18 protein-coding genes and 1 tRNA gene are annotated in these 23,935 nt (G+C 68.3%); 5 read left to right on the plus strand and 14 right to left on the minus strand.

Translation table 11 applies throughout. The features are described 5' to 3' along the window. Positions 1–30 precede the first annotated feature (30 nt). Positions 31–2,637 carry a glycoside hydrolase family 78 protein gene (locus tag RN51_RS11750; RefSeq protein ID WP_045264227.1) on the plus strand — a complete coding sequence of 869 codons (2,607 nt, stop codon included), beginning with the start codon at positions 31–33 and terminating at the stop codon, positions 2,635–2,637. A gap of 102 nt (positions 2,638–2,739) precedes the next feature. Here the strand turns inward: RN51_RS11750 and RN51_RS11755 are convergent, their stop codons facing one another. Beyond that, entirely contained in the window at positions 2,740–5,025 is a 2,286-nt protein-coding gene (locus RN51_RS11755; RefSeq protein WP_045264228.1) for a glycoside hydrolase family 3 C-terminal domain-containing protein, read from the minus strand. Between the two features lie 94 nt (positions 5,026–5,119). Here RN51_RS11755 and RN51_RS11760 point away from each other — a divergent pair, with 94 nt between their 5' ends. After that, positions 5,120–5,704, plus strand: a complete 585-nt coding sequence (locus tag RN51_RS11760; protein ID WP_045264229.1) for a TetR/AcrR family transcriptional regulator — start codon at positions 5,120–5,122, stop codon at positions 5,702–5,704. A 90-nt stretch (positions 5,705–5,794) separates the two neighbouring features. Here RN51_RS11760 and RN51_RS11765 read toward each other — a convergent pair whose 3' ends face one another. From RN51_RS11765 to serS, 9 genes are all read right to left on the minus strand, one after another. Continuing rightward, positions 5,795–6,742, minus strand: coding sequence for a carbohydrate ABC transporter permease (locus RN51_RS11765; RefSeq protein WP_045264230.1), 948 nt, complete (start codon positions 6,740–6,742; stop codon positions 5,795–5,797). After that, a complete protein-coding gene (locus tag RN51_RS11770) occupies positions 6,739–7,704 on the minus strand; it encodes a carbohydrate ABC transporter permease (RefSeq protein WP_197073246.1) in 966 nt (321 codons plus the stop codon). Before RN51_RS11770 ends, RN51_RS11765 begins: the two co-directional genes overlap by 4 nt. 6 nt (positions 7,705–7,710) lie before the next feature. Continuing rightward, positions 7,711–9,081, minus strand: a complete 1,371-nt coding sequence (locus RN51_RS11775; protein WP_045264231.1) for an ABC transporter substrate-binding protein — start codon at positions 9,079–9,081, stop codon at positions 7,711–7,713. A 52-nt stretch (positions 9,082–9,133) separates the two neighbouring features. After that, the gene (locus RN51_RS11780) at positions 9,134–10,765 is read right to left on the minus strand and encodes a glycoside hydrolase family 13 protein (RefSeq protein WP_052674711.1); all 1,632 of its coding nucleotides are present in this window, start codon (positions 10,763–10,765) and stop codon (positions 9,134–9,136) included. 180 nt (positions 10,766–10,945) lie between these two features. After that, the gene (locus RN51_RS11785; RefSeq protein WP_045264233.1) at positions 10,946–11,953 is read right to left on the minus strand and encodes a LacI family DNA-binding transcriptional regulator; all 1,008 of its coding nucleotides are present in this window, start codon (positions 11,951–11,953) and stop codon (positions 10,946–10,948) included. 60 nt (positions 11,954–12,013) lie between these two features. Then, positions 12,014–13,267, minus strand: coding sequence for an LCP family protein (locus tag RN51_RS11790; protein WP_045264234.1), 1,254 nt, complete (start codon positions 13,265–13,267; stop codon positions 12,014–12,016). 50 nt (positions 13,268–13,317) lie between these two features. Beyond that, a tRNA-Ser gene (locus RN51_RS11795) sits at positions 13,318–13,402 on the minus strand. 42 nt (positions 13,403–13,444) lie between these two features. After that, positions 13,445–14,266: an HAD family hydrolase gene (locus RN51_RS11800; RefSeq protein WP_045264235.1), complete on the minus strand. Its 822-nt coding sequence runs from the start codon at positions 14,264–14,266 to the stop codon at positions 13,445–13,447. Then, on the minus strand, positions 14,263–15,579 hold the full coding sequence (gene serS, locus RN51_RS11805; RefSeq protein WP_045264236.1) for a serine--tRNA ligase: 1,317 nt from the start codon (positions 15,577–15,579) through the stop codon (positions 14,263–14,265). Before serS ends, RN51_RS11800 begins: the two co-directional genes overlap by 4 nt. A 102-nt stretch (positions 15,580–15,681) precedes the next feature. Between serS and RN51_RS11810 the strand changes: the two genes are divergently transcribed. Then, complete coding sequence (locus RN51_RS11810; RefSeq protein ID WP_045264237.1) at positions 15,682–16,680, plus strand: diacylglycerol/lipid kinase family protein; 999 nt, start codon at positions 15,682–15,684, stop codon at positions 16,678–16,680. A gap of 20 nt (positions 16,681–16,700) precedes the next feature. Here the strand turns inward: RN51_RS11810 and RN51_RS11815 are convergent, their stop codons facing one another. From RN51_RS11815 to RN51_RS18575, 3 genes are all read right to left on the minus strand, one after another. After that, complete coding sequence (locus tag RN51_RS11815; RefSeq protein ID WP_045264238.1) at positions 16,701–17,429, minus strand: hypothetical protein; 729 nt, start codon at positions 17,427–17,429, stop codon at positions 16,701–16,703. Positions 17,430–17,476: 47 nt separating this feature from the next. Then, positions 17,477–18,937, minus strand: coding sequence for a cardiolipin synthase (gene cls, locus RN51_RS11820; protein WP_045264239.1), 1,461 nt, complete (start codon positions 18,935–18,937; stop codon positions 17,477–17,479). A gap of 86 nt (positions 18,938–19,023) precedes the next feature. Further along, positions 19,024–19,197 carry a hypothetical protein gene (locus RN51_RS18575; RefSeq protein ID WP_164734077.1) on the minus strand — a complete coding sequence of 58 codons (174 nt, stop codon included), beginning with the start codon at positions 19,195–19,197 and terminating at the stop codon, positions 19,024–19,026. A 112-nt stretch (positions 19,198–19,309) separates the two neighbouring features. Between RN51_RS18575 and RN51_RS11825 the strand changes: the two genes are divergently transcribed. Further along, a complete protein-coding gene (locus RN51_RS11825; RefSeq protein WP_045264240.1) occupies positions 19,310–20,419 on the plus strand; it encodes a DUF4192 family protein in 1,110 nt (369 codons plus the stop codon). A 12-nt stretch (positions 20,420–20,431) separates the two neighbouring features. On the opposite strand, the gene lysS is transcribed toward RN51_RS11825, so the two are convergent. Then, entirely contained in the window at positions 20,432–21,964 is a 1,533-nt protein-coding gene (gene lysS, locus RN51_RS11830; protein ID WP_045264241.1) for a lysine--tRNA ligase, read from the minus strand. Between the two features lie 80 nt (positions 21,965–22,044). Here lysS and RN51_RS11835 point away from each other — a divergent pair, with 80 nt between their 5' ends. After that, a complete protein-coding gene (locus tag RN51_RS11835; protein ID WP_045264242.1) occupies positions 22,045–23,922 on the plus strand; it encodes a DUF2207 domain-containing protein in 1,878 nt (625 codons plus the stop codon). Positions 23,923–23,935 lie beyond the last annotated feature (13 nt).

Below are 23,935 nucleotides of genomic sequence, written 5' to 3' on the forward strand. Positions count from 1 at the left end.
CCGACGAACTGCAGGAGCAGGAAGAAGCATATGACCACGGTCTCCGCGCCACGCATCGAGCACCACAGGGAGCCGCTCGGCATCGGCGAGAGCAGCCCGCGCCTGAGCTGGACCATCGCTGACGCCCCCGACGACTGGCGACAGCGGTCCTATGCAGTCACGGTGGTGCGCGGCAGCAGCGAGGACCGGGTCGAGGAGCGGATCGAGGTGACGTCCGACGAACAGGTTCTGGTGCCCTGGCCCTTCGACGCCCTCGAGTCGCGTGAGCGTGTCGGCGTGCGCGTGGCGGTGCGGGGTGTCGACGGCAGCTGGTCGGCCGACAGTCAGGAGACCTGGCTCGAGGCGGGACTCCTGCGGGCCGACGACTGGTCGGCGCGGCCGGTGGGAGTCGACCTCGATGAGGATCCGGAGAGCGATGCCCGCCGCGCCACCCTGGTGCGACGGAGCTTCCGCGTGGAGGGCGAGATCGCCAGCGCACGGCTCTACGCCACCGCGCACGGCCTGTACGAAGCCGAGCTCAACGGCGTCCGCGTGGGCACCGACACTCTCTCGCCCGGCTGGACCGTCTATCGCGAACGCCTGCGCTACTACACCTACGACGTGACCGCCCTGCTCGTCGAGGGCGAGAACGCGCTCGGCGCCTGGCTCGGCGACGGCTGGTACCGCGGTCGCCTGGGCTGGCGCGGGGGCTACCGCAACGTGTTCGGGAGCGACCTGTCGTTCCTCGGCCAGTTGGAGCTCACCTATGTCGACGGACGGCGGGAGACGATCGCGACCGACGGCTCGTGGAGGGCCGCGCTCTCCCCCATCATCCGTTCCGGCATCTACGACGGCGAGGACTACGACGCTCGGCACGAGCACATGGGGTGGACGACCGCGCCGTTCGACGACACCGGCTGGTTCCCTGTCGCCGTGCGCGAACGCGACCCGCGAACCCTGGTCGCCCCGACCGGCCCGCCCGTGCGGGTGACGGAGGAGGTCGCCCCGATCGCCGTGCTCACCTCACCCAGCGGCGCGCGCATCCTCGACTTCGGGCAGAACCTCGTCGGCAGGGTGCGCATCCGGGTCGCGGGTCCCCGCGGCACCACGGTGACGCTGCGCACCGCAGAGGTCCTGCAGGAGGGCGAGATCTACACCCGCCCGCTGCGCAGCGCCCGTTCGAGCGACGCCTACACGCTGGCCGGGCTCCAGGGCGGTGAGGAATGGGAGCCTCGCTTCACGTTCCACGGCTTCCGCTACGTCGAGGTCTCCGGCTGGCCGGGCGACCTCGACGCGGACGCGGCGTTCGGTGCACTCATCGCCCGCGTGCTGCACACCGACCTTGAACGCACCGGGTGGTTCACGTGCTCCGATCCGCTGGTCGAGCAGCTGCACCGCAACGTGGTGTGGGGCATGCGGGGGAACTTCGTCGACATCCCCACGGACTGCCCGCAGCGCGACGAGCGCGTGGGCTGGACGGGCGACGTGCAGGTGTTCGGTCCGACCGCGTCGACGCTGTTCGACGTCTCGGGGATGCTGTCGGGATGGCTCCGCGACGTCGAGGCCGATCAGCTGCCCGACGGCACGGTGCCCTGGTTCGTGCCGGTGATCCCGTCGCACAAGGTCTGGTCCCCGGCCAGGGCAGGTGCCGCCTGGGGCGACGTCGCCACACTGCTGCCCTGGACCCTGTACGAGCGCTTCGGCGACACCGGCGTGCTGGCGACGCAGTTCGAGAGCGCACGACGATGGGTCGACAAGATCGACTCGCTGGCCGGACCCGACCGACTGTGGGATGAGGGGTTCCAGCTCGGCGACTGGCTCGACCCCGCCGCCCCGCCGCAGGATCCCGGAGCTGGACGCACGGATCGGTACCTCGTGGCCACGGCCTACTTCGCCCGATCGGCCAGGGCGGTCGCGGACATGGCCGGGGTGCTCGGGCTCCCCGCAGAGGCTGCGCGCTATGCGACTCTCGCCGCCGAGGTCGCCGCCGCCTTCCGCACGGCGTACGTGCGAGCCGACGGAACGATGACCTCGGACGCTCAGACCGCCTACGCCCTCGCCATCGTGTTCGGGTTGCTCGACGACGACATGCAGCGCGCAGCGGCAGGGGCGCGTCTCGCCGAGCTGGTGCGAGAGGCGGGCAACCGCATCGCGACCGGATTCGTGGGCACCCCACTGGTCTGCGACGCGCTGACCATTACCGGCCATGCGGACACCGCATACGACCTGCTGCTCGAGCAGGGCTGCCCGTCGTGGCTGTATCAGGTCGTGCAGGGAGCGACCACGGTCTGGGAGCGCTGGGATGCGATGCTCCCCGACGGCACGGTGAACCCCGGCACCATGACGTCGTTCAACCACTACGCACTGGGCGCTGTCGCGGACTGGCTGCACCGGAGCGTCGCGGGGATCGCCCCCGCGGAGCCGGGCTACCGACGCATCCGCTTCGCGCCGCGCCCTGGCGGTGGACTGGCGCACGCCGCCGCGACGCAGCACACCCCCTACGGCGAGGCTTCGATCTCCTGGCGCATCGACGAGGACCGACTGCACGTCGACGTCGTGGTTCCCGTCGGTGCGACCGCGGAGCTCGATCTGCCAGGAGCGCCCGCCGAAGACCTCGGCCACGGACGCCACACGCGAACAGTGCGCTTGCATCCGTGACCGCCTGACCGGACGCCGCTCCCGTCGCAGTTTCTGTCGTTCTCCCTCCGCGGGAGCGACAGAAACTGCGACGGGAGCGAAGTTCTGTGACGCGGTGGGGGGTCAGCGCGCGGGTGAGCCCCCCGCGTTCGCTGCGGCGATGAGCTGCTCGATCTGCTCGAAGTCGACGGGAAGGCCCGGGAAACCGGCCAGGCGACCGATCGGGAACGACGCCATCATCTTCTGCATCGCCTCGTCGTTCGGCATCATCGACGCCCCTGCCGCATCGCCGCCGGCTCCGCCGAGAAGACCACCGAGAGCCTGCTGCACGATCGGACCGGCGACCGGGTGCGACATCAGGTCTCCGATGGAGGAGTTCATGGTCAGCTCCTGGTGCACCACGTCTCCGGCGATGTCGACGGCCGCGGTGGAGCGGATGTCACGGCTGGAGGCGGCCACGTCGACGGTGTACTCGCCGCCCTCCACCACCCAGCGGTCGACGCGGACATCCCAGTAGGCGAGGTCCTCGCGCCGCACGACCAGCTCGACCGTGCGGGTCTCCCCTGCGGCGAGCGCGACGGAGGAGAAGGCCTTGAGCTCACGGGGTGCGCGCTGCACGATCGATGTCACCGGTGCGACGTACACCTGCACGACTTCGCGGCCGTCACGGTCGCCGGAGTTCGTCACGTCGACGCGCACCATGACATCGCCGCCCTCCCCGACCTCGGCCGTCGCGGGTGCGTAGTCGAACGTCGTGTACGAGAGACCGTGGCCGAAGGGGAAGGTCACGTCGAGACCCTTCGCGTCGTACCAGCGGTAGCCCACCAACAGGCCCTCCCCGTAGCGGACATGTCCGAACTCGCCGGGGAAATTGCCGAACGAGGGGTTGTCCTCGAGCCGCACCGGCACGGTCTCGGTGAGCTTGCCCGACGGGTTCACCGCTCCGTAGAGCACGTCAGCCACAGCGCTGCCGCCCGCCTGGCCGAGCAGCCAGCTCTCGACGATCACGGGCACACGGTCAGCGAAGGGCAGCGCGACCACGCCGCCGTTCGACAGCACCACCACGACACGAGGGTTCACCTCGAGCACGGCATCGAGCACCGCGAGCTGCTCGGCGGGCAGATCGATGTGGTCGCGGTCGAAGCCCTCCGACTCCTCTGCAGCCGGGAGCCCGAGGAAGAGCACGGCCACGTCGGCCGCCGTCGCGATGTCGACGGCTTCTGCCCGGAGGTCTTCCGCCGAGCGTCCGGACGCAGCGACGGCGCCGCCTTCGACCGCGAAGCCCGCAGCGTGGGTGATGTGCTCGCCGCCGATGGCGCGCAGTGCGTCGAGGGCCTTGTCGACGCGCGTGGGGTTGATCAGTGAAGACCCCGCCCCCTGGAAGCGCGGCTCGGTGGCGAACGCACCGATCACGGCGACCTTCTGATCGTCGGCGAGCGGCAGCAGCGCACCGTCGTTCTTCAGGAGCACGATGGACCGACCGGCGGCCTCCCTGGCCAGCGCGTGGTGCGCGTCGACGTCGAGCGGGCCGGACACGGCAGGACGCTCACCGGCCTTGCGCACGAGGTCGATCGCACGACCGGCTGCGGTGTCGAGCACGCTCTCGGCGAGCTCACCTGCCCGCACGGCTGCGACGAGCTGCGCATCCGTCCTCCCACCGGAGGAGGGCATCTCCAGGTCGAGTCCTGCGGCGACGCCGGTGACACGATCGTTCACGGCCCCCCAGTCCGAGACGACGAGACCGTCGAAGCCCCAGTCATCGCGGAGGACGCTGGTGAGCAGCCAGGGGTCCTCGGAGGTCCAGACGCCGTTGAGCTTGTTGTAGGAGCACATGACGGTCCAGGGGGAGGCGTCCTTCACGACGCGCTCGAATCCGCGCAGGTAGATCTCCCGCAGCGGACGCGGGTCCACGTCCGAGCTCGCGCGCATACGGTCGAACTCCTGATTGTTCGCGGCGAAATGCTTGAGCGAAGTGCCGACGCCCTTCGACTGGATGCCCCGGACGGAGGCGGCTCCGAGCACGCCCGAGACGATCGGATCTTCCGAGAAGTACTCGAAGTTGCGGCCGCACAGGGGTGAGCGCTTGATGTTGATGCCGGGCCCGAGCACGACCGCGACGTCCTCGATCGCGGCTTCCACGCCGATGGCGGCGCCCACGCGCTCGATGAGGTCCGGATCCCACGATGAGCCGATGCCGACGGCGGGCGGGAAGCACGTGGCGGGGACGCTGGCCGCGAGCCCGAGGTGATCGGTGCTGCCCGACTGCTTGCGCAGTCCATGCGGCCCGTCGGTCATCATCACCGAGGGGATGCCCACGCGGTCGATCGCCTTCGTCGTCCAGAAGTCCGCACCACTGGTGAGCGAAGCCTTCTCCTCGAGGGTCAGGTCGGAAGCCGAGTTCTCGGTCATTGTGTTCCTTTCGCGGGCGACGCCGATGTCCTTGCGAAAACCTTATGCCTTTCAGTTTTAGATTTCAAACGTCATTCAGGATTAGGCTCGAGTCATGGCACAGCGAGGTTCGTATGCAAAGGGCGTCGCTCGACGCGCCGAGATCCTCGAGAGCGCCCTCGATGTGATCGGGCGCAAGGGCTATCAGAACGCCTCGCTCAAGGAGATCGCCGAGGCTGTGGGCGTCACGCCCGCCGCACTCCTGCACTACTTCGGCTCCAAAGAGGAGCTCTTCACCGAGATCCTCCGCACCCGCGATGCGCAGGACGGCCTCGACCCGGCAGGGCTCGATGCCGACGACGCCCGCACCGCCTTCCTCGACGTGATCCGCCACAACACCGAGATCCCCGGCGTCGTCGCGCTGTTCTCGCGCCTCTCGGTGGATGCGGCCGATCCGGAGCATCCGGCCCACCGGTACTTCCTGGACCGGAGCGAGCGGCTGCGGGAGTCGATCGCCGAGGGCTTCGAAGCCGAAGGCCGCCGATCCCCCCTGGATCCCGAGGCCCTCGCGCGCGTGATCCAGGCGGCTTCCGACGGCCTTCAGCTGCAGTGGATGATCGACCCGACCGTCGACATGCCCGGCATCATGGGCGCCCTCATCGACGCGCTGCTTCCCCCGACCCCGACGCCGCCCGCCTGAGCCGTCGAGACCCACCGCCATCGCCGAGACCCATCGCGGGAAGCGTCACCTGCGATGGGTCTCGGCGGGGAACGTGGGTCTCGACGCGTCTCACCCCTTCACGGCACCGCCGAGACCGGCCGAGCGCAGGAACACCGACTGGAAGATCAGGAACATCGCGATCGGGATGAGGGTCGCGATCGCCAGCGCCGCCAGGAACACATCCAGTTCGGTCTGCGACTGCACGGCGGGAAGCCGTACCGACAGCGGCTGCACCGCGGGGTCGGGCAGCACCAGCATGGGCCAGAGGTAGTCCTTCCACGCGGCGATGATCGCGAAGACCGAGACCACGCCGAGGATCGGCTTGGACATCGGGAGCACGATCGACCAGAACAGCCGGAAAGGTCCGGCGCCATCGGTGCGCGCGGCCTCGAACACCTCACGCGGCAGCGAGTCGAAGAACCGCTTCACCAACAGGATGTTGAACGCGTTCGCGCCCATCGGCAGCCACACCGCGAGGTAGTTGTTGAGCAGGCTCACATCGCCGAGCAGCGGCGGACGGACGATCGTCAGGTACAGCGGCACCAGCAGCACGATGCCGGGGATGAACAGCGTCGCCAGCACCAGTGCGTTCAGGATCGGCGCGTAGGCCGGACGCAGCACCGAGAGCGCGTAGCCCGCTGTCGTCGCGATGAACAGCTGCACGAACCAGGCGCCGAGCGCGATGATCACCGTGTTGAAGAAGTACTGATCGATGTGGATGTCGTTCCACGCGGTCGAGAGGTTCTCCCAGTCCATGCCGTTCGGCCACAGTGCGAACGGCTGCTGCAGTGTGTCCTGCGTCGGCGTGATCGCGGACTTCGCGAGCCACAGGATGGGCCCGAGTCCGGCGACGACCAGACCGACGGCGAGGAACACGTGCGTGAGCGACATCCCGATGCGGATACCGGGCCGCCGACGTTCGGAGTCGGAGATGACCGTGCGATCACCCGCACTGTCGGCGGCCTTCTCCGCGGCCTTCTCTGCAGCGCGCGTCGACAGGCGGGTGGTGAGGCTCACGTCGTGCTCCAACGGTCGGTCAGCTTGAAGTACAGCCAGGAGAGGAGAGCGAGGACGACTGCGAGCAGCACCGAGACGGCCGTCGCCTCGCCATAGTCGCCACCCAGACTGTTCCGGAAGGCCTTGTCGTAGATGTACAGCAGCACGGTCTTGGTCGCCCCCGCGGGCCCGCCGCCGGTGAACAGGAACGGCTCGAGGAAGACCTGCGCGGTCGCGATCACCTGCAGGATCAGCATGATGAAGAGGATGCCCCGCAGCTGCGGCAGCGTGACGTGCCAGACCTTCTTCCAGATGCCGGCACCGTCGACCTCGGCAGCGTCATACAGCTCGGGGGGCACGCCGAGCAGCGCGGCGAGGTAGATGATGATCGATCCCCCGGCCCCTGCCCAGGTGGCCTCGAGCACGAGCGAGGGCATCGCCTGCACGGCGTCCTGGATCCACGGCTGCGGAGGGATGCCGACGAACCCGAGCACGGTGTTGAACACACCCGACGGGTCGGCGCTGTAGAAGAACTTCCACAGCAGCACGGCCACCACCGGCGGGATGACGACCGGGAGGTAGGCGAGCGCGGAGTAGATGCCCTTGCCGCGGCGCACCTCGCTCATCAGCACCGCCATCAGCAGCGGCAGCGGGAACCCGAAGAGCAGGGCGAGCACGGCGAACCACAGCGTGTTGATCACAGCGCGACCGAGCTCCGGGTCGCCGATCACCGCGAGGTAGTTGTCGAAGCCGACCCACTCGGAGACGATCAGGTTGGTCTTCTGCAGACTCATCGCCACGGACTGCACGATGGGCGACCACGAGAAGAACACGAACACGAACAGCATCGGGAGCACGAACAGGAGGTTCGCGAGCCCGCCGCCGCGGAACCAGGTGAGGGGTGAGCGGCGGCGGGAGCGGCGCACAGCGGGCGGCGGAGAATCCTCCACCGCCGCCCGCTGCTCGGGGAGCGTCATCGTCATGGAGCGTTACTCGTCGAGCTTCGCCTGCGCATCGCTCTGCGCCTGAGCCAGGAGAGCGTCGATGTCGGCGTTCCGGTCGGTCAGCACGGTCTGCACGACCGTGTCGAGAAGCGCGTAGACCTCCTGAGTCTTGACCTTCGGCTCCCCCACGGGGGTCTGATCCCAGATGCGGTCGCTGAAGGGCGCCATCTGCTCGACAGGCACGTTGATGTAGTCGGCGATCCACTCCTGCGACTCGTCGTACAGCTCGCGGCTGAGCACCGGCAGCAGCGGAGTGCCGACGGCCTGACCCGACTCGTTCAGGGTCTTCGCATCGAGCACCGCGGCATCCTTGTCCATGAGCTTCTGCATGTAGTACCAGTCGATCCAGGTCACTGCGGCTTCCTTGGTCGCATCGTCGACCGTGGGGCTGATCACCGCGATGTCACCACCGCCGAGCGTGCCGGGGTCGTCGCCCTCCATCGGCACGACGGTCATGCCGTAGATGTCCGAGTCCATGCCGAAGTCACGGACGAGGGCCGTGTAGATGTCCGAGCCGGAGGTGTACATGCCGATGTTGCCCGCGGCGAACTCCTGGTTGATGGTCCCCCAGTCGAGGTCGACCTTCGAGCCGAAGGCGTTGTCCTCCCACTTCACGTCGTGCAGGAACTGGAGGGAGGCCTTGGTCGCATCGTTGTCGATGGTCGACTCGGCCGTGCCGTCGCCGTTGTCGGTCTGTGTGCGACCACCACGAGCCACGGTCTGCGACGTCAGCTGCCATCCTCCGGTGTTGTTGATCGCCATCTGCGCGTAGCCGGCCTTGCCGGTGGCATCGGTGATCTTCTTGGCGGCAGCGCGGATCTCATCCCACGTCTCCGGCGGGCTGTCGGGGTCGAGCCCCGCCTGCTCGAACAGGTCGCGGTTGTAGTGCAGTGCTGCCGCATAGGCCTGCCGCGGGAAGCCGTAGAGCTTGCCGTCGGCGCCGGTGACCCCGTCGAGGATGATGGGGTTGAACTTGTCCGTGTACCCGAGCTTCTCGATCGCGTCGGTCACGTCCATGAGCTGACCGTTCTCGAGCAGCGTCTTGGAGTCGGTGAACGGCACGGTGAAGACGTCGGGCAGGCTGCCCCCGGCGAGCTGCACGGCGAAGGTCGGCCCCTCCCACTCGTACTCGACACCGATGATGTCGATGTTCGGGTGCTCTTTCTCGAACTGCTTCTCCTGGGCGGCGAACGCGTCGTACGCGGCGGCGTCCGCTCCGGGCGGGAACGTCGCGACGCGCAGCTCGAGTCGTCCGTCGGCGCTGTCCCCGTCGCCGGCGGACGTGCATCCGGCAAGGGCGCCGACCGTCGCGAGCACGGCGAGGCCGGCGGCCATGGCCTTCGTTGGTGACTTCATTGTCTGTCCTTCCATGTGGTGCTGAGCGGGTGGTGCAGGGTCGTCTCGGCGCTCACTGCGAGCGCGCGGGGGTGGCGCGCAGGGCGAGCCAGGCGGTGGAGTCGGGAGGCAGCACGCCATCGAGGCGCGAGCTGGCGAGGAGGACCTCGTGATGCGCGGGCAGCGGCACGGGCACAGCGCCGAGGTTGGTGACGCTGAGTGTGCCGTCGCCGCGGCGGAATGCCAGGACGTCGGCACCCAGTTCGAGCCACTCCAGGTCATCGCCGGCGAAGTCGTCGATCCTGCGACGCAGAGCGATGGCCTGACGGTAGAGGTTCAGCGTCGAAGCCGGGTCCGCCTCCTGCGCGTCGACCGTGAGCGCGGCCCAGTCGTCCGGCTGCGGGAGCCAAGGGGTGCCGCCGAAGCCGTACGGGCTCGTCGCGCCCGTCCAGGGCAGCGGCACACGGCAGCCGTCCCGCCCCGGGTCGATCCCGCCGGACCGGAAGTGCATCGGGTCCTCGATGGCCGCGAGCGGCAGCTCCACCTCAGGCAGGCCGAGTTCGTCGCCCTGGTAGATGTAGAGGCTGCCAGGCAACGCGGCGACGAGCAGCGCGGCAGCACGAGCTCGGCGAACGCCGCGAGCCGTGTCGGTCGCCGTGCCGAAGCGCTTGCGCTCGAACGCGAACGAGGAATCCGCCTGTCCGTATCTCGTGGCGGGACGAGTGACGTCGTGGTTCGAGAGGACCCACGTCGCCGGGGCTCCCACAGGCGCGTGCTCCGCAAGCGTGCGGGTGATGGAGTCGCGCATGGCACGGGCGTTCCACGGCTGTGTCATGAAGCCGAAGTTGAAGGCGGTGTGCATCTCCCCGGGCCGCAGATAGCGCGCGAACCGCTCCGCGTCGTCGAGCCACACTTCGCCGACGAGCACCCGTTCCCCGTCGTACTCATCGGCCACCGCGCGCCACTCCCGATAGATCTCGTGCAACTCGTCGCGGTCGATGTGCGGGTGGTCCAGGGTGGGCGCCGAACCTGCGGGGAGATCCGGGAGGGCGGGGTCTTTGACCGGAAGGGCAGCCGAGTCGATCCGGACACCCGCGACCCCACGGTCGAACCAGAACCGCAGCACGGCTTCGTGTTCACGACGCACATCTGGGTGGTTCCAGTTCAGATCAGGCTGCTCAGGCGTGAAGAGGTGCAGGTACCACTCGCCGTCGGTGCCGTCGGGGTTCTGCGTGCGCGACCACGTCTCCCCCTGAAAGCTCGACACCCAGTTCGTCGGAATGGTGTCGCCGTGTTCGCCGCGACCCGGATGGAACCAGAACCGTTCCCGCTCCGGGCTGCCGGGGCCCGCTGCCAGAGCCTGCTGGAACCACTCGTGCTGATCCGAGATGTGGTTGGGGACGATGTCGACGATCGTGCGGATGCCCAGCGCGAGCGCTTCCGCGATCAGCTGCTCCGCTTCCTCGAGGGAACCGAAACGGGGATCGATGCGGCGGTAGTCCTGCACGTCGTATCCGCCGTCGGCGAGGGGGCTCTGGTACCAGGGGGTGAACCAGAGCGCGTCCACTCCGAGGCTCTTCAGGTACGGCAGCCTCGAGCGGACGCCGGCGAGATCACCGATGCCGTCGCCATTGCCGTCCGCGAAGCTGCGTACGTACACCTGGTAGATCACGGCCGTTCGCCACCAGCCGGCGTCGACGGGCATGGCCAGGGCGCGGGCGGGGGCCGCTGTGCGCAGAACGTCAGTGTCCACGGAACTCCTCGTCGTCGGTGGCGATGAGTCGAATGTAGCTTTTTCAACCGCTTAACGCAAGAAGTAAACGAGATGTCGCAAATTTGCGATGGCTTGCGAGCGCGCCGAAAGAACGAACCGCAGGCGGCTCGCTCAGAGAGTCAGAGGTCCCGTCGACGCGCGCAGGACCAGCTCGGGCTCGAACAGGAGCTCGTCACCGGGCTGGGCCGTGCCGGCGATCTGAGCGAGCAGGAGAGCGATCACGGCTCGTCCCATCGACTCGATCGGCTGCCGAACCGTCGTCAACGGCGGCTCGGTGCAGCTCATCAGCGCGGAGTCGTCGAACCCGACGATGCTCACGTCTCCCGGCACCGACAGACCGGCGCGCCGAGCCGCGCGCACGGCCCCGAGAGCCATCGGGTCACTCGCGCACACGATGGCGGTCGCGCCGGCGGCGAACAGCCGCGCGGCCCCCGCCTGCCCCGACTCGAGCGAGTACATGCCACGCACCACGAGCTCGTCCGAGAGCGGCGCACCGAGCGAATCGAGCAGTCGACGCGCGGACTCGAGCTTGCGACGGGAGGGTATGTGGTCTTCCGGCCCCAGGAGCAGTCCGATCTTGCGGTGCCCGAGCTGGTGCACGTGCAGCACCGCCTGCTCGGCGGCTGCGGCGTCATCGGTCGACACCGTGGCGAACGGCAGCTCCGGCACGCGGGCGTTGACGAGCACGGTCGGGAGGTTGACCTGACGCAACCGCTCGTAGTGCTGATGCGCGGCATCCGCCTGCGTGTAGTTCCCTCCGAGGAAGATGACGCCGGACACCTGCTGTGCGAGGAGCAGGTCGACGTAGTCGGACTCCGTGACACCTCCTGCGTTCTGCGTGCAGAGCAGTGGCGTGTAGCCGTTCTGAGTGAGCGCTCCCCCGACGATCTCGGCGAACGCGGGGAAGATCGGATTCTGCAGCTCGGGCAGCACGAGCCCCACGAGGCGGGCGCGTTCTCCCCGCAGCTTCGTCGGCCGCTCGTAACCGAGCACGTCGAGTGCGGTGAGGACCGCCTGCCGTGTGGCGTCGGAGACCCCCGGCTTCTCGTTGAGTACGCGACTGACCGTCGCCTCGCTCACTCCGACCTTGCGGGCTACCTCGGCGAGTCGCTTCGACATGCGATCAGTGTACGCAAGTACTTGCAAGAACGCGCAAACAGTTTGCGTTCTCGCGAGGGCTCAGCGGACGTTGCCGTTGGAGCAGGTCTGCTGAGCGGCGGAGTTGCCCTTGATCGAGTCGGGGAGCGCCACGACGTTGTCCGGGGTCGCCGCGGGGTCCGGCGTGGCGGCGGGATCCGTCGCCGGCTGCTCGACGGGTGCGGTCGGCTCCTGCACGATCACGCCGTCGTTCTTGTTGTTCTCATGTGTGATCTGCAGTTGCGCGTTCTCGGCAAGCGCGTCCCAGAGCGCAGCGGCTGCGGTGTAGTTGGGGACGACCTTGTTGGGGTTCGCCGAATCGGTGCCGTTCGGGTACTGCACGAAGACGATGTCCTCGAACGGCACCGACTTGACCGCGAGCGCGATCTGCACGAGCGTCATCGGATTCGTGAGCGACTCGCTCGGCTCGAGGTTCTGGATGGCCGTGTTCGCGAGCTTGAGCATGACCGGCACGTTGCCGAGCACCTCGCCGCTGATCATCTTGCGCGCCAGGCTCGACATGTACTGCTGCTGGTTGCCGATACGGCCGAGGTCGCTGCCGTCGCCGACTCCGTGGCGGGTGCGCAGGAACTGGAGCGCCTGCAGACCCTCCACCGTGTGCGTGCCCGCGGCCATGTCGAGTCCGGTGTAGCGGTCCTTGATCGGGTTGGCGAGGCAGACGTCGACACCACCGATGGCGTTCGTGATCTCGATCACGCCGCCGAACGTGACTCCGGCCGCGAACTGGATCTCCTGATCGGTGAGCTCGGAGATGGTCTTCACGACGCAGTTCAGCCCGCCGTCCGTGTACGCGGTGTTCAACGGCTGCTTGCTCATGGCCGACGTCGCGTTGCCGTTCTTGTCCGTGCAGGACGGGATCGGCACCATCAGGTCACGGGGGAAGCTGACGACCGTGATACGTCGCGGCTCCTGCGAGACATGGACCAGGAGGTTCACATCGTTGAGGGTGCCCTCGGCATCCGCCCCCGAGCACCGCGCCCCGAACAGGTCCTTGTACTTCTCCTCGCAGGTGTCCACCCCGGTGAGCACCATGTTGAAGCCGCCCTTGTACTCGCCGATGTCCGGCGGGATGGGATCCTGACCCTCGATCTCGACGGCGTTCGCCGAGACCGTGCTCGTGAGGTCGTAGAAGACGTAGGCGCCGACACCGAGGCCGCTCACCAGCACCACGGCGAGGCCGATGGCGATGAACTTCAGGAGCTGGCCGACGGTACCGGGGGTGCCCAGCTGACCATGGCGCGCGATCGTGTGCCGGCGTCGGGGGTTCTGGCTCACTCGGGACCTTTCGGATTCAGCGTCGGTGCGGGGGCACCGTGCTCACAATGCGGAGGGTGTGGGATTCGAACCCACGAGACATCTCTGCCCACTGGTTTTCAAGACCAGCTCCATCGGCCGCTCGGACAACCCTCCCGGCAGGCACTTCTGCCGACCAGGCGTGAGTCTAGCCGAGAACTATTCTCCTGCGCTGACCTGGGCGAGGGCTGGAAGTGTGTCGAGCGCCCGCGCCAGCCCGCCTTCGGCGACGTCTGCGGTGACCTCGCCGGCCGCATCCTTGACCACGTCGGGAGCCTGGCCCATCGCGACGGCACGACCGCCGAGCGCACGAGCCCAGCCGAACATGCCGATGTCGTTGCGCCCGTCTCCGGCGACGAGGATGCGGTCCTCGCCGAGCCCGAGCTCGGTGCGCACCTGCTCCAGCGCTGTGCCCTTGTCCACGCCCTGCGGCGCGATGTCCAGCCATGCCGTCCAGCCGATGGCATACGACACCTCGTTCAGACCGGCGTCCGCCACCAGACGGTGGAAGTCCTCTTCGTCGTGACCGGGAGAGACGACGACGATGCGCGAGACGGGCAGAGCGCCGAGTTCATCGAAGTCGACCTGTCGGCCGCCGTCCAGCGTCCAATCGTCGAGCTGCTCCGTGAACAGCCGCTGCCCGGAAGCGAGTTCCACCATGTACCTGGCGTCGGGCAGTCGCTCACGCAGCAGGTCGAGAACCGGCGTGGGGTCGAACGTCTCGACGTTCCAGCGCTCCCAGTCGTCACCGGAGCGCCGCATCGTCACCGCCCCGTTGGAGCACACCACGTAGTCCGCGGTCAGCCCGAGTTCCTCGACGTAAGGCCGCGTCGCCATCCAGCTGCGTCCGGTCGCGATCGTGACGATATGCCCACCGTCGCGCACCCGGGCGATGGCTTCGGGGACGCCGGGGCTCATCGTCTCGTCCTGCAGCAGGATGGTCCCGTCGACGTCGAGGCCGACCAGCCAGGCCTCGGTCATCGGGCAGCCCGCCCGTCGCCGAGCGGCTCGATCACTTCGAGGCCACCGAGGTAGGGGCGCAGCACCTCGGGCACGCGCACGGAGCCGTCTGCCTGCTGGTGCGTCTCGAGCAGCGCCACGATCCAGCGCGTCGTGGCCAGCGTGCCGTTCAACGTGGCGACGTGCTGCGTCTTCGCCGTGCCCTGTGCCGCACCATCCGCCGCATCCACCGCCGGTCGGTACCGCACATCGAGGCGACGCGCCTGGAACGTCGTGCAGTTCGAGGTGGAAGTGAGCTCGCGGAAGGCGTCCTGCGTGGGCACCCAGGCCTCGATGTCGTACTTGCGTGCGGCGCTCGAACCGAGATCTCCCGCCGCCACGTCGATCACGCGGTAGGCGAGGCCCAGCGACGTCAGCATCTCCTCCTGCAGCGCGACGAGGCGCAGGTGCTCGGCCTCCGCGTCCTCTGCCGTCGTGTAGACGAACATCTCGAGCTTGTTGAACTGGTGCACGCGGATGATGCCGCGAGTGTCCTTGCCGTGCGAGCCCGCTTCACGGCGGTAGCAGGTCGACCACCCGGCGTACCGGAGGGCGCCGTCGGCCAGGTCGACGATCTCGTCCTTGTGGTACCCGGCGAGCGCGACCTCGCTGGTGCCGACGAGATACAGGTCGTCGTCCTTGTCGAGGTGGTAGACCTCGTCGGCGTGCTCGCCGAGGAATCCGGTTCCCTGCATGATCTCGGGGCGCACGAGCGTCGGGGTGATCAACGGCACGAAGCCGTTCTGCAACGCCTTGTCGAGGGCGAGGTTCATGAGCGCGATCTCGAGACGCGCACCGATCCCGCGCAGGAAGTAGAAGCGGGCACCGGAGACCTTGGCACCGCGTTCCATGTCGATCGCACCGAGGAGCTCGCCGAGCTCGAGGTGGTCCTTCGGCTCGAAGTCGAAGGCGGGCACCTCGCCGACACGGCGCAGCTCGACGAAGTCGGCTTCACCGCCCGCGGGCACGCCGTCGATGACGACGTTCTCGATCCGCGCGAGCGCGGCGGCCGCTGCCTCAGCCGCTTCGTTCGCGGCGTGCTGGGCCTGCTTGACGCGCTCGGCCAGGTCCTTCGCCTGAGCGACCAGCGCGGCCTTCTCCTCCTTCGGAGCCTTCGCGACCAGTTTCCCGAAGGCGTTCTGCTCAGCCCGCAGCTCCTCGAACGCGGAGAGCGCCGCCCTGCGCGATCGATCGGCCTCGAGTGCGATGTCGACGGTGCTCTGGTCGTTTCCACGAGCGGTCTGCGAGCGGCGGACGATCTCCGGATTGTCGCGGAGGAGTGCGAGGTCGATCATCCACCAAGTCTACGGTGAACGCCCGGGCGCGCCGGATGTCACACTCGCACCCGGGAGGCGCCGGAGGGACGTCACGAGTGGATCGCGGTTTAGAGTAGCGCCATGACCACGAGCGCACCCGTCCGGCGACAGGCGGCGCTCGTCTACAACCCGATCAAGGTCGATGGCAAGCACCTCCGCGCCCTGGTGCGCGATCTCTCTCGGGAGGCCGGGTGGGAGCATCCCGCCTTCTACCCGACGACAGTCGAGGACGCCGGCCAGCACGCCACGGCGCAGGCTCTGGAGCGTGGGGTGGACGTGGTGCTGGTGGCGGGAGGCGACGGCACGGTGCGGGCCGTGTCGGAGGCGATCGCGAACAGCGGGGTGCCGTTGGCGATCCTGCCCAGCGGCACCGGCAATCTGCTCGCGCGCAACCTCGGGCTCCCACTGGGCGATCCGACCGAGATGATCCAGGCGGCGCTCGGCGACTTCCGGCACCCGATCGACGTCGGCTGGGCGCGGCTGACGCGGCAGGACGGCGAGGAGGCGCAGCACGCTTTCGTCGTGCTCGCCGGCATGGGGCTCGACGCCGACATGATCGCGAACACCCGCTCGGATCTGAAGAGATCCGTGGGGTGGATCGCGTACGTCGACGGCGCTGCCCGCTCGCTGCCCCGCGCGAAGCCGTTCCGCGCGGTCTACCAGATCGACGATGGACGCCTGCACACCCACCGCGCCTACAGCCTGCTGTTCGCGAACTGCGGCACGCTCCCCGCCGGGATCTCTCTGATCCCGGACGCATCGATCACCGATGCCGCCCTCGACGTGGCCGTCATCCAGCCGACCGGCATGCTCGGCTGGTTCGCCGTCTGGCGGAAGATCTGGTGGGACAACTCGGTGCTGCGACGCTTCCGCGCGGGACGCCGAGTCCTGGAGCGGCGCGGGAAGAACGCCTCCGTCCACTACTTCCACGGTGCCGCGGCCGAGGCTGCCGCGCCCGACCCGATCCCGATCGAGCTCGACGGCGACGAGTTCGGCGAAGCCGTGCGCATCACCTGCTGGGCGGACCCGGGGGCACTTCTCCTGGCGTTGCCGACAGGCCACCCCGTGCACATCCTCTGAGGTCCCGCGGGCCCCTATGGTCAGCGAACCTCGACCGTGCCTTCGAGGCCTCCCCCGACCAGGGTCAACGTGAACGGCGCGTCGTCGTCGACCGCGTCGTCCCCGAAGGAGAGCAGCGTGGCCCGCGGAGCCATGTCCATCGTGCAGGCCTTGGTCTCATCCGTCTCGAAGGTCGCCGTGCCGCTGTTCCCCGAGCCCTCGAGGGATTCGATCACCGGCGGGCAGGACGACGACCCCCAGGTGAGCAGCACCAGACCACCGTCGCCGAACCACCCGGCCGACGGCAGGTACTCGGTCGGCGTGCCTGGTGTCCCCGACGCGGCAGGGTCGCCGTCGATGTCGACCTCGTCGGTGACGTCGCCGTAGGTGACCTCGAGGGTGATGTCGGCGGTGGGGTCGATGCCCTCGGGGAGCGCGCCGATGCTGGCGCGCGGAGCGAGGTCTTTCGTGCACGGCCTCGGCGACTCCCCCTCCGGATCGACGAGGGTCACCGTGACGGTCTGTCCCTCGGCGCTGACCTCGTCGACCTGGGGCACGCACGTCGAGGAGCCCACCGTGACGACGGCGAACATGCGCCCGTCGTCGAGCAGCGCAGCCTCGATGTCGTTCCGGTCGTCGACGCCACCCGCGCTCGGTGCAGGGGAGCTCGTCGGCGTCTCCGCACCGGGGCCCGTGGTGCAGCCGGCGACGAGGAGGGCCGCGGCGACGAGACCGACGACGGAGGCGAGGGGGCGAAGCACGGAGGTCATGCTCACAGGGTAGCCCTCGCGAACTTCCGGCGGATAGCGCGTGACGGCTACTGCAGCGCGGAGGTGAGGCGGGCGAGGTTGTCGAGCACCGTCGAGCGCAGCGGCTGCTGCATCCATTCCTCCAGCGTCAGCTCGCGGCTGAGGGAGCGGTACTTGTCCTCGACCTCTCGCATCTCGGCGACGAATTCCTCGCCGCGCACCAGCATCGAGACCTCGAGGTTCAGACCGAAGGAACGCATGTCCATGTTGCTCGATCCGACCACCGCGACCTCGTCGTCGATCGTCAGCGTCTTGGTGTGCAGGATGTAGGGCTTGCGGTACATCCAGATGCGGACCCCCGCCTTGAGCAGGACCTCGTAGTAGCTGCGCTGGGCGTGGTAGACCATCGCCTGGTCGCCCTCTTCCGACACGAACAGCTCGACGTGCACACCGCGGTCGACGGCGGCCGTGACCGCGAGCAGCAGGGCCTCGTCTGGCACGAAGTAGGGGCTGACGATCATGATCTTCTTCTTCGCCGCGTAGAGCAGAGCGAGGAAGAGACGGAGGTTGTTCTCGACTTCGAATCCGGGCCCGGACGGCACGACCTGGCAGTCGAGGTCACCGGAGCCGATGTTCGCGTGGGCGATGTCGATGCCCTCGAGCACCGTATCGGTCTCGCTGTACCAGTCCGCGACGAAGATCGCGTTCACGCTCAACACCACTGGGCCGTCGAGACGGACCATCAGGTCGACCCAGTGCAGACCTCGCTTGATGTTCTTCTTCAGGTTGTAGGTCGAGTCGGTGATGTTCTGCGAACCGAGGAACGCGACATTGCCGTCGACGACGAGGAGCTTCCGGTGGTTGCGCAGATCGGGGCGCTGCATCTTGCCCTTGAGTGGTTGCACCGGCAGCATCAGGTGCCAGTTCGCTCCCATCGCGTTGAGCCGTGCGATGGTCTGCTTGTAGCGGGGCTTTCCGCGGTTCGCCCAGTGATCGAGCAGCACCCGGACCTCGACGCCTCGCGCGCAGACCTCTTCGAGCGCACGGAAGAAGTTGTCGGTCGAATCGTCCGACTGCAGGATGTAGAACTCGACGTGCACGTACTCCTGCGCCGTGCGGATGGCCTCGGCCATCTCATCGAGCGACTCCTGATAGTCGGAGATGAGGTGGGCGCCGTTGTCACCGGAGAGCGGAAGGGCACCGAGCTTCTGGTTCATCTGCACGATCGGGCCGAACCACGCGGGCGCGTGAGGACGCAGGGTCCCGAAATGCAGGTGCTCGCTGGTCTCCGCGATGTACTCGTTGATCTGATCCTGCTTGCGTCGACGCGCCCGCGGAAGGCGCGGGTTGCCGATCATGAGGAAGAGGAAGACGCCGACGAACGGGATGAAGAAGACGGCCAGCAGCCACGCCATCGCGGCGGTGGGGCGACGGTTGCGGGGGATGACGATGATCGCCGTGACACGGATGGTGATGTCGAGCACCAGAAGGAAGGTGGCGATCCACCACCCCCAGGTGTCCGGAGTCATCGTGCCCCCTCGCCACCGCAGTGACCGTCACAGCTCATGCGCATCTGAGCAGATGCGCTGGCTTCACAGTAGCCGATGGGTGGGACTCAGCCGCGCGGCGGGAGACCCCGTGCCGCGCGTTCCTCGGCTTCGATCTGTGCGTGCACCTTGCGCTCGGTGCGGTCGAACCGCAGGATGCCCCGGACCACGAGGAAGAACACGACGCTCACGCCGACGGTCGGCAGAAGCGACCATGCCGCAGCGAGCCAGAAGTTGTCCATCCCTCCATGGTACGCGAGCCACTGTTCGTGCACACTTCGGCTCTCACAGGGTCTGCATCCACAGGCCCGCTTTTCGTCCCCGAGGGGCCGCGCTGTCACGCACACTCTCGGGATGACCACAGTTCTCCGTGCCACCGATTCCGCTGCTTTCCTCGGCATCGTCCCCTCCCTCGCAGGCTTCACGCCCCGTCGGAGCATGGTGCTCCTGCCGTTCCACGGCTCACGCACCGACGGCGCCATGCGTCTGGACCTGCCCGACGAGAGAACCGATCTCGAGCTCTACGCCGATGCCGCGGTCGGGCTCGTGGCACGGGTCTCCGGAACGGACGCCGTCGCCGTCGTCGTCTACACCGATGAGCAAGCGCACCCGACGCGTGACGGCCTGGTGCTCCCGCACGCAGTGGTGATCGACGAAGTGCTGGGCTGCGCCGAGGATGCAGGTCTGCGGGTCGTCGACGCGCTGTGTGTGACGCCCTCTGGCTGGTCCAGCTACATCGAGGAAGAACCTGAGCTCGGGCCGCTCGCGCAGATCCGCCTCCCGTCCGACCTGCCGCCGATGGCAGGAGACCAGAAGGACGGGACGGAGCTTCCGCGCGTCGACCTGGCGGAGAAGGAGCGGGTCGGGAGAGCATCCAGCGACCTGGCCGCCCTCCTCGATCGACGTGGGCGGGCTCCGTTGGACGGGCAGGAGAGTCCGCAGACCATCGCCGCGCTCCTCTTGCTCGACGACGTGCCGGCGTTCCTCGAGTCAGTCCTGACCGAACCCGAACAGCTTCCGCCCTTCGCGACCGCCGCGCTGCTGTGGTGCCTGGAGAAGCCGCTGCTGCGCGATGTCGCGATCGCGCAATGGGCGACCGATCTCCCGAGAGGCATCCGCACGCTCGAAGCCCAGACCGCATTCGCCGAGTCCGGAGTCATGGTTCCCGATGACGTCGGCGAGGTGTTCCTCGGGCGCGGGCCGACCCCCGACATCGAACGCCTCCGGCGCGCGCTCACGGTGGCACGCGAAGCGGCGGCCCGTGCACCTCGACTCGCGCGACCGGCGCCTCTCACCGTGGCGGCGTGGCTCTCCTGGGCTCTGGGTCGCGCCAGTCACGCGGGCCGCTACCTCGAGATGGTGCGCGAGATCGACCCTCGTTACTCGCTCGCCGCACTGATGGAGACCATGATCGGCGCAGCGATGCTGCCTGAATGGGCCTTCCGACGCGGCCCGATGGAATGAACGCCGAGTGGACTACTTCACCAGCGGGAAGAGGATGGTCTCCCGGATGCCCAGGCCCGTGATGGCCATCAGCAGTCGGTCGATCCCCATGCCCATTCCGCCGGACGGCGGCATGCCGTGTTCGAGAGCCCGAAGGAACTCCTCGTCGACGGGCATGGCCTCGACGTCGCCGCGTGCTGCGAGCTTGGCCTGCTCGACGAAGCGCTCCCGCTGGATCACGGGATCGACGAGCTCGGAGTATCCCGTCGCCAGCTCGAAGCCGCGGATGTACAGGTCCCACTTCTCCACGACACCCGCGATCGAGCGGTGCTCACGCACGAGGGGCGACGTGTCGACAGGGAAGTCCATCACGAACGTGGGGCGGACCAGGTCGCCCTTCACGAAGTGCTCCCACAGCTCCTCGACGAGCTTGCCGTGGGTGGCCTGCGGCGGCAGGTCGACATCGTTGGCCTCCGCGAAGGCGATGAGGTCCTCGACCGAATCCTGCGGAGTGATCGTGCGACCCGACGCGGCCGACAGCGACTCGTACATCGAGATGCGGTCCCACTCACCGCCGAGCTCGTACTCCGTGCCGTCGGCCCAGGTCACCGTGGTGGAGCCGGCGACCGCGACCGCAGCGTTCTGCACGAGCTCCTGTGTGAGGGCGGCCATCTGGTTGTAGTCGCCGTACGCCTGGTAGGCCTCGAGCATCGCGAACTCGGGGCTGTGCGTGGAGTCGGCGCCTTCGTTGCGGAAGTTGCGGTTGATCTCATAGACGCGCTCGATGCCGCCGACGACCGCTCGCTTGAGGTACAGCTCCGGCGCGATGCGCAGATACAGCTCGGTGTCGAACGCGTTCGAGTGCGTGATGAACGGGCGTGCAGAAGCGCCTCCGTGCTGCACCTGCAGCATGGGCGTCTCCACCTCGAGGTAGTCGTGGCTCGTGAAGGTCGAACGCAGGCTCGCATTGACCGCGGCCCGAGCGCGCACGGTGTTGCGGGCCTGTTCGCGCACGATCAGGTCGAGGTAGCGGCTGCGGACGCGGCCCTCCTCGCTGAGCTCGGAGTACGCGTTGGGCAGCGGGAGGATCGCCTTCGCAGCGATCGTCCAGTCGTCGGCCATGATCGACAGCTCGCCGCGGCGGCTCGAGATGACTTCACCGTGCACGAAGACGTGGTCGCCCAGGTCGACGTACTCCTTCCAGTCCGCGAGGGACTCCTCGCCGACGTTCGCAAGGGAGATCATGGCCTGGATGCGCGACCCGTCACCGGCCTGCAGAGTGGCGAAGCAGAGCTTGCCGGTGTTGCGGCTGAACACCACACGACCGGCGACGCCGACGACGACACCGGTCTCGGCGCCCGCCTCGAGCTCGCCGTACTCCGCACGCAGTGCAGGGATCGTGTGCGTGACGGGCACACCGACGGGGAACGCTCCTCCCCCGGCATTCGACCGCTTCTCGATCAGACGCTCGCGCTTGGCGAGACGCACGGCCTTCTGCTCGTGGACGTCCTCCTCGGCAGAGGGGTCGGTCGATGCTGATTCGGGCGCGGGAGACGCGTCAGTCATGTGGGGGGCTCCTTGGAAGTCCCTCCCAGTTTACCGAGGCGACGTGCCGCCATCGGGCGCACGCTGGGTAGCCTCGGAGAATGGCCCACACACGGATCCTCCGCGCGTTCGCTGCACTCTCCCTCGCCCTGGTGGGCACCCTCACCCCGGCCGCGGCGTTCGCGACGCCAGCCGAGCCGGCCGCTGACGTCGCGGCCGGTCCTGTCCGTGCCACCACGACCGATGTCGATGACTTCTCCTACAGCTCCTGGGACGCCGCATACGAGGTCGGACTCGATGACGACGGCCGCGCGCGGATGCGTGTGACGGAGACGCTCGTGGCGCGTTTCCCCGACGTCGATCAGAATCACGGCATCGTCCGCGGACTCGCCGCCTCGTACAAAGGGGCGAGCACGGAGACGACGGTCCTGTCCGTGACCGACGGGAACGGCGCGGAGGTGCCCTACGAGACAGACGAAGAGGATGGTCTCCTCTACGTGCTCACAGGCAACGACGATGACTTCGTGCGAGGACTCACGACCTACGTGATCGAGTACGAGATGCGCGACGTGATCCTCGAGACGAAGCCCTCGGCAGGGTCGTCGACTCCCATCGTCGACGAGTTCTACTGGGACCTGCTCCCCCTCGACAGCACCCAGCCCATCGATCGCTTCCGGGCCGACATCACGTTCGACCCCTCCTTGAGCGCCGCGCTGAACGGAGCCACGCGCTGCTACACCGGTCCGTCCGGATCGAGGGACGAATGCGAGCTGGACGGTCCCATCGCCGACGGACGCGACGCGACGTTCCGGGTCGAATCAGGCGCCCGTCCCGCCGGCGACGGAGTGACCGTCGCCATCGGCTTCGCCGCCGGCACCGTCACACAGCCTCTCGCCCGCACGCCCGACCCCGTGGCAGACGTCACCCCGATCGTCGCCGCTGTCGGGGCACTCGGCCTCTCGGCCGGCAGCTGGGTGGCTGTGTCCGCCCTCACCCGCAGACGGCGAAGGGCAACGGGGATCGTGGTCGCCCAGTACGACGTGCCGGATTCGCTGCCACCGTTGCTGGCCGCCGCCGTCGTTCCGGGCGCCAGCGACGTGATCCCCTCGGAGATCGTGCACCTCGCCGTCCGCGGCACGCTGCGTATCGAGGAGGGCGCGGAAGACGAGGAGCCCAGACTGCGGCGAATGCCCGGAACGCGCCTGCCCGACCCGCTAGACGTCGAGGCTCTCGACACGCTGTTCACGGACGCAGACGCTGAGGGAGTCGTGGATCTGCCCGCCGCGGATGAGACCTTCGCCGCGCGAATGACCGCCCTCCAGCAACGGGGGACGACCGAGGCGCAGGACCGCGGCCTCACCGAGAGGGTGCGCAGTCGGGCGGCCGTGATCCTGCAGTGGTGTGCGATCGGCATCGCGGTCATCGGTCTGGCGTTCGGGATCTGGAGCGCGGCCAGCGGGCGCCTCTCCGCGATTCCCGCTCTCGTCGTGATCTCCTTCGGCGCCTTCCTGGTGCTGCTCTCCAGCATCTACGGCTTCTCGAAGCACACGGTGCTCACGGCCGAAGGTGCCCGCACCTACGAGTACCTGCGCGGCGTCGAGGAGTTCATCCGCGTCGCGGACGCCGACCGCCTGCGCATGCTGCAGTCTTACAGCGGGGCGGAGCGCCGAGCGGACGGCACCGCCGACGTCATCCACATCTACGAGCGGCTCCTCCCCTACGCCATCCTCTTCGGCCTGGAAGACGAGTGGGGCGACGTGCTGGAGAAGGCGTACACGCGCGAGCAGCACGGAGCAACCTGGATCGGCGACCCGACCTCGTTCGTGCTACGCGCGCAGCTCGCCTCCTTCGTGGCTTCGTCGCACTCGGCGGCGACGTACTCGGCACCGTCCACGGGCTCGTCCTCCAGCGCGGGCGGTTCCTTCGGAGGCGGATTCTCCGGTGGCGGGGGCGGCGGAGGATTTTCGGGCGGACGGTGACACGGCGGCCCCC

Source organism: Microbacterium oxydans, from assembly GCF_000956405.1.
In the GTDB taxonomy this organism is placed as follows: Bacteria; Actinomycetota; Actinomycetes; order Actinomycetales; family Microbacteriaceae; genus Microbacterium; species Microbacterium oxydans_C.